This window comes from Pseudomonas gessardii, assembly GCF_001983165.1.
Taxonomy (GTDB): domain Bacteria; phylum Pseudomonadota; class Gammaproteobacteria; order Pseudomonadales; family Pseudomonadaceae; genus Aquipseudomonas; species Aquipseudomonas gessardii.
Genome location: NZ_MNPU01000004.1, coordinates 88,330 through 102,949, shown reverse-complemented (window position 1 = coordinate 102,949; position 14,620 = coordinate 88,330). Strand labels below are relative to the sequence as shown.

Below are 14,620 nucleotides of genomic sequence, written 5' to 3'. Positions count from 1 at the left end.
TGCGCGGACTAGGTTTATGTGGGAGCGGCGATTCGACCTGCTCCCACATTTGATCTGTGGTGCGGTTTAGTTGCTCTTCACCGCGTGATCCGGCTTCTTGTCATTGCCCGGGATGTACGGGCTCCACGGCTGGGCACGGATCGGCCCTTCGGTCTGCCACACCACCGAGAACTGGCCGTCGGACTGGATCTCGCCAATCATCACCGGCTTGTGCAGGTGGTGGTTGGTCTTGTCCATGGTCAGGGTGTAGCCCGACGGCGCGGCGAAGGTCTGGCCGGCCAGGGCTTCACGCACTTTGTCGACGTCGGTGGACTTGGCTTTCTCCACCGCCTGCGCCCACATATGGATGCCGACGTAGGTGGCTTCCATCGGGTCGTTGGTCACCGCTTTGTCGGCGCCCGGCAGGTTTTTTGCCTTGGCATAGGCTTTCCAGTCGGCGACGAACTTGGCGTTGACCGGGTTCTCTACCGACTGGAAGTAGTTCCACGCGGCCAGGTTGCCCACCAGCGGCTGGGTGTCGATGCCGCGCAGTTCTTCTTCGCCCACCGAGAACGCCACTACCGGTACTTCGGTGGCCTTCAGGCCCTGGTTGGCCAGTTCCTTGTAGAACGGCACGTTGGAGTCGCCGTTGACCGTGGACACCACGGCGGTCTTGCCGCCCGCCGAGAACTTTTTGATGTTGGCCACGATGGTCTGGTAATCGCTATGGCCGAACGGGGTGTAGACCTCTTCGATGTCCTTGTCGGCCACGCCTTTGGAGTGCAGGAACGCGCGCAGGATTTTGTTGGTGGTGCGCGGGTACACGTAGTCGGTGCCCAGCAGGAAGAAACGCTTGGCGCTGCCGCCTTCTTCGCTCATCAGGTACTCCACCGCCGGGATCGCCTGCTGGTTCGGCGCGGCGCCGGTGTAGAACACGTTGGGCGACATTTCCTCGCCTTCGTATTGCACCGGGTAGAACAGCAGGCCGTTGAGTTCTTCAAACACCGGCAGCACCGATTTACGCGACACCGAGGTCCAGCAGCCGAACACCACCGCGACCTGGTCCTGGGTCAGCAACTGCCGGCCCTTCTCGGCAAACAGCGGCCAGTTGGAGGCCGGGTCGACCACCACCGCTTCAAGCATCTTGCCGTTCACTCCGCCCTTGGCGTTGATCTGGTCGATGGTCATCAGCGCCATGTCCTTGAGGGACGTTTCGGAGATGGCCATGGTCCCGGACAACGAATGCAGGATGCCGACCTTGATGGTCTCGGCGGCCTGGACGGTCCAGGTCAGGCCCATGGCAACAATGGATGCCGACAGGGTGAAAGCCTTGATCAAGCTGCGACGCTTCATGGTGCGGTCTCCAGAACTCAATATTTTTATGAGGGCAGATAGGGGCGTTGCAGAAGCGTTTGCAAAGGCTGTGCCTATTGGCTGCGTTGCCCTGTTCTGTGGGCGATGGGCTGGATCGGTCGGTCAGGCTGCACCAAGTGGGGGCTTGCCGGGCGGGCTGGTGCGTGACGTGCGCCCGAACGGGGCAGGGCGGGTGGCCCGGTGGATAACTATTTAGCGCCCTCGCGTTCGCGCCAACGGTGAACATCGCCGTGACCCTGGCCAGCGTCTGGTCACGGCATATTTGAGGGAAAGTCATGGAACGACCTAAGCGCGGCTGGTTTGGCGGCGGCTTGAAGTCAGATGTTGCGCTGCCTCCAGTGGGGCCGGCCTTTGTCAGCATGGATGATGCGGCCCGCTACGCGCACCAGCAGATCGGCGAGCGACGGGATGTCGAGTACGGTGGGGTGATTCTGGAGAGCCTGGCCGATGGCTATTTTTATGCCACAGCCCCCATGGCCGGGGAGCGTAATAGTTTCGATCACTGGAAGGTGTTGAAGGTCGATAGCAATGGGCAGTACCTGCACCCGGAAGGCTATCGGTGCGTGGCCGACTATCATTCCCACCCCGATCTGTTCGATGAGTTCAAAGCCAATAATCCTGAGTTTTCCGAGCGCCAGGTCAGGGCACTGAACAGCTTCTTTTCGGACATTGACCTGGCCATCAACATTCAGGAACGTGGGTTTTTTTCCGCGTCGTATCTGTCCGGGCCTGACGGTGCGCTGCTCAAGCATGTCACTCGCGGCTCGGAGGCGGAGCGGCGTTTCGGGGTCTGGCTCGATCAGCGGCTGCCCTTCAATCACGTCGACGGTCCTGGCGACAATCAGCCGGAGAGTCTGATCAAGAAGACCCTCAGTGTCAGCCAGCTGTCGATTGTGGTGCCCAGTTCCTTGTGGGGCGGTTCGATAGGCACCGTGCCTGGGCAGTGGCAACCGTTTTCGGCATTTATCTCAAGTAGCTACGAGTTGCCGGCCTGCGGGCCTGTCCAGGCCGGTGTGGCGGCGGTACAGGCCTTGCTGGAGCACCGCAGCCCCCAGCCGGCCCGGCCGGTGTTTATCCTCAAGCACATCGACAAAGAGGACTATGTGCTGGTCGAACCGTTGGCCGGTGTATCTATCCAGCAGCTCTTTCCATTGAAGCCGGATGGCACGCGCGTCACGCACGAGTATTTTCATTGGTTTGGCGTCTACCTGGGGCGAACGGCGGTGCCCCTCCAGCTCGCCGCTCAGGAGCCGTGGTTGTACCGCAATTTCTTCACCCCCCTTGAACTGGCCACCCAGCTTTACCAGGGGCACCGGTCTGCCCAGTTGCTGGGGCCAAGGCACCGTCTTTCGTTGTACCGCAGCCTCAATGATGGTGCGTTGCTGCAATACACCTGTTCGTTCTCGGCGGACGAGGCCGCGCTGTTTCGCGTCGAGCCAGATGGCCGGGTGCTGGATAACCAGATCGATTCGGCGCTGCTTGCAGGCGCTTTGAGTCCCCACGAGTTTGTCCTGCGTGTGGCGGCGGCGGGGCATTTGTCGGTGATCCGCCCGGGCAAAATCTGGGACAAGACCGGCCCGGTCGATGCGCAATGGCGTGCCTTTTCCCAGATCCCCAAGCCGGTCTTGAGCCCGGCCTTTGTCACGGCTGACGATGCGGCCCGCTGGGCCCATACCCGGATCGGCAACCGCCGTGACAAGGAATACGGCGGCGCGGTGTTGAAACAAGGCGTGCGCTATTTCGCCACTGAACCGATGGCTGGCGAGTCCATACACGTTGACTTCCGCACGATCATGCCCAGTGATGAGCATGACTACTTTGTCGCGCCATCGCCCTTCACCTGCGAGGCGTTTTATCACTCGCACCCAGCAGGTTCAGTCGGTGAGCAGCAGTTGCAGGCGCAGTTCTCTGCCGAGCAGATCAGCCTGTTTATCAGCTTTTTTTCGGCCGATGACCAGGCGTTTGTCATCGGCAATCGCGCCTTCGCCCCGGCTCACTACCTGTCCGGGCCCGAAGGCTCGTTGCTCAAGTACGTGAGCAGCGGGTCGGCAGAAGAAAAAACGCTGCTCCAGCAACTGCTCGGTGAACGCAAGATCGAGCCGTTCAATGAGTTTGAAGGGGCTATCTGGAACCTGGCCACTGCCGGCGACCTGCGGGTGGTCGTGCCCAATCGTGTCTGGGGCGGCGTTCGTGGCCGTGTCGCCAGGGGCTGGATACTCGGCAGCCCGCTCAGCCCTGCCGGCACCGTGCAGGAGCAGCCCTTCTTCACCCCCGTGACGAACATGGGGCAAGTGGCCGCGCTGATCGCACTGAGCAACCTCAGCGCCTTGCCGGCCGGTGCGTACCAGGGGTTTGTGCTCAAGCACCAGAGCACCGCGAGCTATGTCGCGACCCTGCCTGTGGCGGTCGGCACGAGCCTGGCGAGCCAGTTCCCGAAGCGGGCCGATGGCCAGCCAAGACTGCTCTCCAACTACCGTGTGGTGGGGCTCTACCGCAATGCGCCCGCCGTGGAGCCGAAGCAACTGCCGGCGCAGGAGGCCTGGCTGTACAAACGGTTCGCCAGCCCTGCGCTGCTGGTGGAGACCATGGCTCAGGCGCTGGCCACCTTTGCCCAGCAGGTCGCCGGGCTGGGGCTCAGGCTGTACCTGCGCACTGCCGATAACGCTTTGCTGCAGTGGCAGGTGCCGAGTGCCGCGTCGGCAAACGAACTGTTTACGATCAGCGGCCAGACGGTGACCGATAACGGTAACCAGGCCGCCTTGCTCGACGGCACGCTGTCCCCCCGGGAGTTTGTACGCCGGGTGATCCGTGCCGGCGAGCTGTCGGTGCTCCAGCAGGGCGCTTTGTGGAACACCCTCGGGCTGGTGCACGGCAGCGAGCGGTTGCCACTGGGGTCGGGCACCCAGGCCTTGAGCGCGGCGTTCCTCACCGCCGACGATGCCGCGCGCCATGCCCACGAAAAGATCGGCTTTCGTCGGGCCACGGCGTATGGCGGTTACATCCTCAAGGCTGGAACCGGGCGGTTTGTATTCACCGAGCCCCTTAGCCTCTACGGCGATGGTTTTGCCGGCGACCTGCTGACGCCGTTCGTGGGCAATGGTTTGCTGGTGCCGCCAGCGGGTTATGAGCTGTATGCGCGCTACGCCTCCCACGCTGCGCTGTCCTCGGCTGATCGGGAGCGTCAACGGCGGTTGGGCTGGACGCTGACTGACCTTGAAGTGCACACCACGATGTTCTCGGACCAGGAGATCGGTTCGGTGATTGAGTCCGGGTTGCCTGCCTATCTGAGTGGCTCGCCGAATAACCTGATCAGCTATACCCCCAGTGGTTCGGCCAGGGAGCTGCTGGTCCAGAGCAATACCACCCGTGAGCCTGGCAAAAACGGCTATTTCGAGCGGCTGGAAGCGGGTGTGCTCAAGCCGGTGGATATCGTGACGAGGCTGGCCGACGCGGGCAGCCTGCAGGTGCTGGTCCAGAGCCCACTCTGGGGGCCGCGAGGCAGGGTCTACGACGACTGGGTGGCCAATTTCGATTACGCCGATATCGACCTGCAAAGCCCGGCCTTGGGGGCGATTTTCAGTAGCCAGGACGAGGCCGCCCTGAATGCCCATGTCCGTTGGTATGGGCGCAACCTGGACGCCCAGGGGTGTACGGCGTATGTGCTCAAGAACCCGCAGGCCGATGAGTACGTGGTCAGCGAGCTGCTGCCGGTCAGCTCCAGTGGGCGTTGGTTAAGCGACTCCTCCAGGGCGGTTGGCTATCTGCACGGTGGTAGCTTTGCCAGCCATTTTGTGGTGGTGGGGCTGCTCTATTCCCAGCAATGGCTGCCTTCGGGGTTGTCCACGGTGGAGGCCTGGCTGACCCAGTTCTTTGTCACCCCGGATGTTCTGCTGCGTGCCGAAGAAGATGCCCGGTATCTGCCGCGTGCCTCGGCTACTGGGGTGTTGCCGGTCTACTTGTCTACGCTCGATGGCGCCCTGTTGCGTTATCAGCCACAAGCCTCGTCGTTGCTCCAGGCAGGCAGCCCCGGCGAGGGCGCGACGATCCAGGGCATGAACCTGCGTAACGGCACGTTTGACACCCGCAGGTTTATTTCATTGATCGCCCGCGCCGGTGACCTGCGGGTGCTATACAGCAGCCAGTGCTGGGACCGTCGTGGCGTGGCGGTTCAAGGTGCCGGGCAATGGCGGCCTTATGCCAATTTTGTGCGCCGTCGCCTGGGCCCGGCCTTCCACGACCAGGATGATGCGGTACGTCATGTACGCTCGCTGCTCCAGGGCAACGGGTTGATGGGCGGGTTGGTTCTCAAGCGTCCAGATGGGTTGTTTGTGGCGACCGAACCGTTGAAAGTGCCCCGTGAAGATTTTGACCCCAAATGGATTTTTCCTGATGAGGTGGTCAGCACCGGCGGTTTTCCTGCGGCCCACACCCTTGTGGCGCGTTACCGCTCAAGCCCGGTGCGCGAGTTGCCTTTCGCCCTGGAGGCCGAGCAAGCGAGCCTCTATCGCAATATGTTGTCCACCCGGGTGATTTCAGCGGCCCTTGCGGGCCAGGATGCCAGCCTGACCCGTGAGTACCTGTTGGGCTCCGATGGCTGTGTGGTCAGTTACACCCGCAGCCAGACCGCGCTGGAAGGCCAGCTGAAGATGGACTTGCAGCCGCTGAACCCGGTACGGGCGGACTTGTTGAACAACCGTATCGAACGCCAGATCCGTCAGGGAGAGACGACCCCCGCTGCGTTTGTCGCCCGCCTTGGCGCTGCCGGGGCTTTACACGTGGTGGAGGGCAGCAAAACCTGGGGCATTGCGCGGCGCATAAGCGGGGAGCTGATTGCCGCGCAGCCTGAGCCGTTGATGATCAGGAATGCCCTGGCGGACCCGGCGTTCAGCCCGGTTTTTGCCCAGGAAAAAGATGCGGTGCGTTATGCCCATGAGCAGTGCCGGCCTGGGGAGAACCTGCAGTTTGGCTACGTCTTCAAGTCGAAGAAAAACGGGCGCTATATGGTCAGCCTGCCGTTGGTGCGCCAGAGTTATCGCGACTTCGGGCAAGTGTTTCCCCACGGCCTGTTCCCCCAGGACTACAGGCTGGAGGGGTTCTACCTCTGCGCGAGCAATGAAGCCCTGGCGCCTGACAGTGACCCACTGCGCCAGGCCTTCTTTTCCCCCACGGATATCGACACCGCCATCCGGTTTTCCCTGCATGGGGTCAAGGACAAGCAACTGGCGCTTTACCTATCGTGCCAGGACGGTGCCCTGCTTCAGTATCAGTACCAGGGCAGTGAGGCCCAATTGGACAGCTGGGGGCGATTGGTCGAGATCCGGCAACAGTTGTGGGAAGGCGAAAGGACGGTGCTCAGTTATGTGCGTGATCTTGTTGCAATCGGCCATCTGGATACCCTGGTCCAGGGGCGTGTCTGGACCACTCGCAACCGGATCGATCAGTTCTGGCAACCTGGCGTTGCCGAGGCGTTTGTCGAGCCGTGGGCGGCGGTATGTGGCCCGGTGTTTTCCCATGAGGATGACGCCGTGCGTTATCTCAAGCGCCGATTCTCGCCTTATCGGGATCAGCAATACCTCTCTGCGGTGCTGGCCGACACTGAGGGCGCTTCGTTCCTGGCCACCCGGCCAGTGGCGCCGGGCATGGGGCTGGCGATGATTTTGCGCCTGTTCTATAGCGGCCCCCGGGGAGTGGTCCAGCCGGCGGTCCCTCCTGCCCCTATGCCGGACTTTCCAGCCGATTATGGGGTTGCGGGTGTTCACCTGCTCTACAGCAGCATGCCTGTAACGGGCAGCCGTGAGCCAAAGGACCAGGCCCTGGTGCGCAATTTCGTGGCACCGGACTTGATGAGCTATTTCATTACGGTGTTGCGCGGGTTATCTCGCCCGGCCGCCGCCCTGTACCTGTCGTGCCAGGGCGGTGCGCTGTTGAAATACCAGCCCAGTTTCTCTGGGCTGGAAAGCCAGGTACTGGTCGCCGGTTCAACGGTTCATCCTTCGGTGTTTCTAAAGGGCGTGGTCACCGCCGGCAAGCTGTTTATCCTGGACCGGGACGCCTTCTGGATGAACGAAGGGCTGTTGACCGAACAGCATCTGGGGCAGGCCAACGGTTTGCGGATCGACGCCGCGGCGGTGGACGAGCCACTGAGTATCCGTGACCGGGATGAGCTGTAGGCCCTTTAGCGCCGGCGCATCAGGCCAATAAAAAACAACCCGCCAATCGCCGCCGTGGCTACGCCAATGGGCAGGTCTTCGGGGGCGATCAGGGTGCGTGCGGCAACATCGACCCACACCAGGAACAGGCTGCCCAACAGCACGCACACCGGCAATAGGCGCCGGTGTTCGGCGCCCACCAGGCGCCGGGCGATATGCGGCACCATCAGCCCGACAAAGCCGATGGAGCCGCTGATCGACACCAGGACGCCGGTCAGCAGTGAGGCGATCAAGAACACCTTGAGGCGCACATTGCGCGCATTCAGGCCCAGGGTCACGGCGGTCTGCTCGCCGGCCATCAGCGCATTGAGCGGGCGCGCCATGCCCAGCAGCAACAGCAGGCCCAGCAGCACGGTGAGGCTGGGAACCGCCAGCAATTCCCAGCGCGCCAGGCCCAGGCCGCCGAGCATCCAGAACATCACCGCCGAGGCGGCGCGATGGTCGCCCATGAACAGCAGCAGGTTAGCCGCTGCCATCATCACGAATGACACCGCCACCCCGCACAGCAACAGGCGATCACTCTCCAGCCGACCATTGCGGCTGGCCACCGCCAGCACCACCAGCATGCTCAGCAGCGCGCCGATAAAGGCGGCGATGGGCAGGGTCAGCAGGCCGATGATTTCGCCCACATGCAACACCACAATCACTGCGCCCAGGGTGGCGCCCGAGGTCACCCCCAGCAGGTGCGGATCGGCCAGCGGGTTGCGCGTGACCGCCTGCAAGACCGCGCCGATCAGCGCCAGCCCGGCCCCCACCAGCGCGCCGAGCAACATGCGCGGCACGCGGATCAGCCAAACGATATGTTCCTGGCCCACCGCCCAATCCACCGCCCCGATACCCAGGGCCTTGTGCAGCAGGATCCGCCACACCACGTCCACCGGCACCCGCGCCGAACCAAAGCCCAGCGAGACCACACAGGAGGCCAGCAGCACCGCGCCAAGGGTGGCGAGCAGCAAGGCATAGCGGCGCTCGATCATTGGCCGTGGAACCCCTTGGCCAGGGTTTCTACCGCCAGTACATTGTCGATACCCGGCGTGGCCTGCACGTAGGGAATCACGATAAAGCGCCGCTGCTTGATCGCGTCCACCGCTTGCAGGGCCGGGTTATCCAGCAGGAACTGGATTTTCTGTTCGGCGGTGATTTCGCTGTAGTCGACGATCACGATCACCTGGGGGTTGCGTTCCACCACCGTCTCCCAGTTGACCCGGGTCCAGCTGGCGTCCACGTCGTCGAGGATATTGCGCCCGCCGGCGGCAGCGATCAGCGCCTGGGGCATGCCCAGGCGGCCGGAGGTCATGGCGCGGTCTTCGCCGCTGTCGTAGAGGAACACCCGTGGTTTTTCGGCGGGCAGGGTGTCCTGCACCGCGCCGACCTGGGCCTGCATCCGGGCGATCAGGGCGTTGGCGCGGTCCTGCACATCGAAGATCCGGCCCAGGTTGCGCAGGTCGTTATAGGTATCGTCCAGGGTTGCCGCCGGGCGCTTCATCACGAACGCGCAGGACTCGGTCAGCTCCAGCACGTTGATGCCCAACGGTTGCAGGGTTTGCGGGGTAAGGTCGCCCCCCACGCGCATGCCGTAGTCCCAGCCAGCGAAGAAGAAATCCACATTGGCATTGAGCAGGGTTTCCACCGACGGGTACTTGCTCGCCAGCTCCGGCAGGCCGTCAAGCAGGGTGGCCATTTGCGGGGTCACCGCCTTCCAGCCGGTCACGCCGCTGTAGCCGACCATGCGCGACTTGAGGCCCAGGGCGAGCATCATCTGGGTCATGTTGATGTCGTGGCTGACCGCGCGTTCGGGGGCCTGGTTGAAGGTCACTTCGCGGTTGCAACTCTGGATCGTCAACGGGTAGCGAGTGGCCTCGGCAAAGGCCTGGCTTGCACCGCACAGCAGGGCAAGGCACAGCAGGGAACGCAGGATCATGGTTGGGTTATCCAGGTGATTCGCGGGTAGCCGGAAAGGGGGTGGGTATCGATCAAGGCCTCGACCCCGAACACCTCGCGCAGCAGTTCGGCGGTCAACACCTCGTGGGGCGTGCCGCTGGCGACGATACGGCCATGGTTGATCACGTACAGGCGATCACAGAAGGCGGCGGCCAGGTTCAGGTCGTGGATGCTGGCCAGGGTGCCGATCTTCAGGCGCTTGACCAGCCCCAGCAGCTCCAGTTGGTAGCGCGGGTCGAGGTGGTTGGTCGGCTCGTCGAGGATCAGCAATTGCGGTTGCTGGGCCAGGGCGCGGGCGAGGATCACGCGCTGCTTTTCACCGCCGGACAGGGTGGCGAAGGCATGGTCTTCAAAGCCCAGCAGGCCGACGGAGTGGAGGGCCTGTTGAATCAGTTGGCGGTCGTGCGGGGTATCGCTGTCGAACAGCCCTTTGTGCGGGGTGCGGCCCATGGCGACCACTTCATCGACCCGCAGGCCGAAGGCGTCGGGGAACTCCTGCAGCACCACGGCAATGCGCTGGGCGCACCAGCGCGAGGATTGCTTCCACACGTTCTGGTGATTCAGGCGCACTTCACCCTGCTCGGGCTTGCTGAAGCGATAGGCGCAGCGCAACAGGCTGGTCTTGCCGCTGCCATTGGGCCCGATCAACCCGACAAACTCCCCTGCCCCCACCTGCAGGCTGGCATCACGCAGGTGGAACTGGTGATGACAGTGGCCCAGGCCCTGGGGGGACCAGGCGAGGTGGTGGAGGTTGAGTGTGGGCATCAAATATCTCAAGTCAAGCAGCGATCCAGTGTGGGAGTGGGCTTGTGTGGGAGCGGGCTTGCTCGCGATGGCGGTGTATCAGTCAACTAATGTATCGACTGACACTCAGCCATCGCGAGCAAGCCCGCTCCCACAGGGTGCATGTGTAGTCCGCCGTCACGGTACTGGCTGCTGGCTTCGAGTGGGGGGGCAATGCTGCAAGTGTTATAAGTTAACACTTCTTAGGTTGGTGATGAAAGCCCGCGTAAGATACATAACGCCTCTATGTAGGGCATCTCGCCAACCTCATGCCGAAGATGAGGCCGACTCACGTTGCTTGAACCAGCGCGCCAACACCAGCCGATCCAAGACCCACACCCCGATCAGCGAGGCGCCGACCAGCGGGAAGATAATCGCCAGGGCCAGCATGATCGCCATTGCAGTCTTCCACTTCGGCAGGTCATGGCGCAACGGCGGAACCCCCAGGCCACCCTGTGGCCGGCGCTTCCACCAGATCACCAGGCCGCTGACCGCACTCAGCAGAATCATCAGGCACACCAGCAGCACAATGATCTGGTTGACCATGCCGAACATCTTGCCCTCGTGCAGCATCACCCCGGACTCGGTGACCCGCGCCACGGTGTTGTAGTGCTCCCAGCGCACATCGGCCAGAACCTTGCCGGTGTATTGGTCGACATGCAGGGTGGCGTCATTGCGCGGGTCATTGGCGAATATGGCGATGGTGAACACGCCCGTGGCCGTGGCGGGGAAGGTGATGCTGTAGCCCGGTTCGACTTGGCGTGCGGTGGCCAGGTCCACCACCTGTTGCAGGCTGATCGCGGGGGCGGCCGGGCCGTGGTGCATGTCGCCGTGTTGCATGTGTTCGGCATGCTCGCCGGACATCGGCAACGGCGTGTTTTCCAGGGCCCAGGGCACGGTCTGTTGCGTGGCGGTGTTGAGGCTGCGGGCCTGCTGGTCGGATTGCGGTACGTCGTTCCACATCGCTGCTGGGAAGTGGTTCCACAGATCGGCGTATTGCTTGCCCCAGAAGCCGGTCCAGGTCAGGCCACTGAGGATCATCAGCAGCAGGAACGCCGCGCCCCAGAACCCGGTGACCGCGTGCAGGTCACGCCAGAACAGGCGCCCGCGACCGCCCAGGCGCGGCCACAGGATGCCGGCGGCGGATCTACCCCGTGGCCACCACAGGTACAGGCCGGACACCACCAGCATCACGCCCCAGCCCGCCGCGAGTTCAATCAGGCGGTCGCCGGTGGTGCCGATCATCAACTCACCGTGCAGGGCCCGGACGATGGCTTGCAGGTTGTAGGTCGCGTCCTGCTCGCCGAGCACGTTGCCGCGATAGGGGTCGACGAACACTGTCAGTTCGTGGCCGGCATTGTGCAGGACAAATTGCGCGCTGCTGCTGGCGTCCACCGGTGGCAGGTATTTGCTGAGGGTGGCTTGTGGGTAGGCAGCCTTCGCCCGTTGCAGTTGCTCGTCGGCGCTGAGGGTCTGCGCGGCGGGCTCGACCTTGAGCAGGTCGGCGTACATCAGCGGGTCCAGCTGGGGCTTGAACAGGTAGATGATGCCGGTCACGGCCAGCAACACCATGAAGGGCGCAACAAACAGCCCGGCGTAGAAATGCCAGCGCCAGGCCAGGTTGTAGAAGGAAATCTTTGGTGGATTCATCAGGGTGCTCCGCAAGGTTTTTATTTATAGGTCGGTCGGTGGGAGCGGGCTTGCTCGCTCCCACATAAAGCCGTCTCCCACCGGTTGTTAGAAACTCATATCCACCTTGGTCCAGAGCGTGCGCCCCGGTTCGTTGATGGCTTGCGGGTCGTTGGCCGGGTAGCCGAACCCGGCGTTGCCGGCCAGGTTCAGGTGCTCGGCGTAGGCCTTGCCGAACAGGTTGTCGACACCGGTACTGACCTTGAAGTTCTTATTGATGCGGTACGCCGCATTGAGGGAGAACACGCCAAAGCCGCCGCTCTTGGCGAAGTCCTTGCCGACCACGTTGCCCTTGTTCTGGTCGATGCGGTTTTGCGCCGCCACCACGCGCCACAAGGCGCCGGCGCTCCAGTCGTCTTCGCTGTAGGTCAGGCCGAAGCGTGCATCCAGCGGCGGCATTTGCGGCAGGGCCTTGCCGTCGCTGCTGTTTTTGCCCCAGGCATAGGCCAGGGTGGCATCGGCTTTCCAGTTGGACGTCAGCTTGTAGGCGGCGCCCAATTCACCGCCCATGATCCGTGCGTCGATGTTCTGCGCCTGGGAGGTCATGCCCATCATCCCGGGGGTGTAGTTGAACAGGATGTAGTCGCGCACCTGGCCGATGTACCCGGAGGCCCAGGCCTCCAGCTCAGCGGTCTTGTACTGCAGGCCGAAGTCCAACTGGGTGGTTTTCTCCGGCTTGATCGCGTCGAAGGCGTTCACTGATCCGGCCGGGCCAAGCTTGGGCGAAAACAGCTCCCAATAATCCGGGAAGCGCTCGGCGTGGCCGAGGCCTGCGTAGAGTGTGGTGGGGCTGTCGGCCAGGTCGTGTTCATAGCGCACGAAGCCGGACGGCAGGGTGTCGGCACGGGTGTCGCCGGCGGTGGGGTTGGCGCGGCTCATCATGCCGCTGCCGATGCTTTGCCGGTAATCCTTGGCCGAGGCGCGATCCAGGCGGGCGCCGGTGATCAGCCGGTCATTGTCGGCGGCGTACCAGGTCAGCTCGCCAAACACCCCGTAGTTATGGAAGTCGGCGTCCTTGGTGCGCGGCAGGTCCTTGTAGGTGTCGATACCGGAGCTGCCGCGCTGGCGGTGCTCGTTGGTCTGCGCGTCGATGCCGCTGATCAGTTGCACATCGGCCCAGCGCCAGGTGGCCTTGATCCGTGCGCCGAGGGTGCGGCGGTCGACGTTGGAGGCCATGGGCCCGGCCATCATCCCGGTGCCCGACGGCGTACGCAGGCTGTAGTTGTCCATCACGTGGTCGGCGTAGTTGTAGTAGACCTGGGCCTCGACCTTGTCCAGCACCTCGCCGATATTGGACTTCTCGAAGCGCAGGCCGAGGCTTTCGCGCAGGAACTGCGAGCCGTCCATGCCGCGTCCGGCGTAGCGCGCTTGGCCATCGCCACGGCCGGCGGTGAGCTCCAGCAGGGTGTCGGCGTCCGGGGTCCAGCCGAGGGCGACGTCGCCATTCCATTTGTCGTAGCGCGAGGCGACGGTGTCGTTGTTACCGTCCTTGTAGTCATCGGCGTGGGCCTGGTTGCCGATCACGCGGATATAACCCTGGGAGCCACCGGCGGCGGCATCCACTACTTTGTCGAAGCGCCCGTTGGAACCGGCGAGGATGCTCGCATTGACCCGCGTGCCGAGTTCGCCGAACTGCTCCGGCTCACGGTCGAACAGCACCGTGCCGGCCGAGGCGCCAGGGCCCCAGAGCACGGTTTGCGGGCCCTTGATCACCGTCAGTTTGTCGTAGGTTTCCGGCGAGATATAGGAGGTGGGCGCGTCCATGCGGCCTGGGCAGGCACCGAGCAGCATGCTGCCGTTGGTGAGGATATTCAGGCGCGAGCCGAACATGCCGCGCAGGACCGGGTCGCCATTGGTGCCGCCGTTGCGCACCAGGGCAAAGCCGGGGATGGTCTTGAGGTAGTCGCCGCCGTCACTGGCCGGCACCGGCTGGCGCGGGTCCTTGGGGTTGGTGACGATGGTCAGTGGGGAGCTGGGGGCAACGCCGGTAATCACCGTCGGGCTCAGCTCATTGTGGTGTTCGGCGTGGTCGTCGGCATAGGCCTGTGGCGTCAAGAGTGCACCGCACAAAACGGCGAGCACAGGGGTACATCCCATACGGGTGTCAGCAGGAAACCTGGACATGAAAAATTCCATCCATCAGTCGTAAACAACACGGCCAGCAGCCTGGGGCTGTCTGTGTGAAGGCGGCCGTGCGAAGTGGTGTGTGATTGGCGGTTTACGACTGGCTGGGTGGGGCGCGGCTGCGGGCGCCGGGGAAAATGCTCTGCCGGGCATGGCCCAGGCGCGGTACGGGGATCAGGCCAGTGGCCGGCGGCGGGCTGCCGAGGGCCACAAATGACACGCTGCCAGGCAGGGCCGGGCAACTGAACAACAGGCTGCAATAGCCGCACTTCTCCCACATCACGTGGTCGGCGGCGGGGGCCTTGGCAGGGTCGGCCGGGGGCTGGGGCGCGGCATGGCAGACGTCGTCCATGGACATCTGCATGGACATGCCGGCGTGATGATCCATCGGCATCGCTTGGGAAATCAGCGGTCCGATAAAAATCATCAGCATGGCGAACAGGCTGATCCAGCTGCCGTGGGCCAGCCTCAGGGGCTGGCGGCGGTGCAGGGTCGACCGGTTGGCGGGAGCACCCATGGGG

The 14,620-nt window shown here is 63.5% G+C and carries 8 protein-coding genes; 1 reads left to right on the top strand and 7 read right to left on the bottom strand.

The window, feature by feature from the left end:
* Window positions 1–66: 66 nt before the first annotated feature.
* Complete coding sequence (gene urtA, locus BLL38_RS04855) at window positions 67–1,332, bottom strand: urea ABC transporter substrate-binding protein (protein ID WP_076961521.1); 1,266 nt, start codon at window positions 1,330–1,332, stop codon at window positions 67–69.
* Between the two features lie 296 nt (window positions 1,333–1,628).
* On the opposite strand from urtA, the gene BLL38_RS04845 reads away from it, so the two are divergent.
* On the top strand, window positions 1,629–7,523 hold the full coding sequence (locus BLL38_RS04845; RefSeq protein ID WP_083743034.1) for a DUF4329 domain-containing protein: 5,895 nt from the start codon (window positions 1,629–1,631) through the stop codon (window positions 7,521–7,523).
* A gap of 5 nt (window positions 7,524–7,528) precedes the next feature.
* Here the strand turns inward: BLL38_RS04845 and BLL38_RS04840 are convergent, their stop codons facing one another.
* The 6 genes from BLL38_RS04840 to BLL38_RS04815 form a co-directional block, all read right to left on the bottom strand.
* A complete protein-coding gene (locus BLL38_RS04840) occupies window positions 7,529–8,539 on the bottom strand; it encodes a FecCD family ABC transporter permease (RefSeq protein ID WP_076961520.1) in 1,011 nt (336 codons plus the stop codon).
* Window positions 8,536–9,483 carry an ABC transporter substrate-binding protein gene (locus tag BLL38_RS04835; RefSeq protein ID WP_076961519.1) on the bottom strand — a complete coding sequence of 316 codons (948 nt, stop codon included), beginning with the start codon at window positions 9,481–9,483 and terminating at the stop codon, window positions 8,536–8,538. Before BLL38_RS04835 ends, BLL38_RS04840 begins: the two co-directional genes overlap by 4 nt.
* Window positions 9,480–10,268, bottom strand: a complete 789-nt coding sequence (locus tag BLL38_RS04830; RefSeq protein WP_076961518.1) for an ABC transporter ATP-binding protein — start codon at window positions 10,266–10,268, stop codon at window positions 9,480–9,482. Before BLL38_RS04830 ends, BLL38_RS04835 begins: the two co-directional genes overlap by 4 nt.
* 285 nt (window positions 10,269–10,553) lie before the next feature.
* Window positions 10,554–11,936, bottom strand: a complete 1,383-nt coding sequence (locus BLL38_RS04825; RefSeq protein WP_076961517.1) for a PepSY-associated TM helix domain-containing protein — start codon at window positions 11,934–11,936, stop codon at window positions 10,554–10,556.
* Between the two features lie 87 nt (window positions 11,937–12,023).
* Complete coding sequence (locus BLL38_RS04820) at window positions 12,024–14,099, bottom strand: TonB-dependent copper receptor (protein ID WP_076961516.1); 2,076 nt, start codon at window positions 14,097–14,099, stop codon at window positions 12,024–12,026.
* 94 nt (window positions 14,100–14,193) lie between these two features.
* On the bottom strand, window positions 14,194–14,616 hold the full coding sequence (locus BLL38_RS04815) for a DUF2946 domain-containing protein (RefSeq protein WP_076961515.1): 423 nt from the start codon (window positions 14,614–14,616) through the stop codon (window positions 14,194–14,196).
* Window positions 14,617–14,620: the final 4 nt, after the last annotated feature.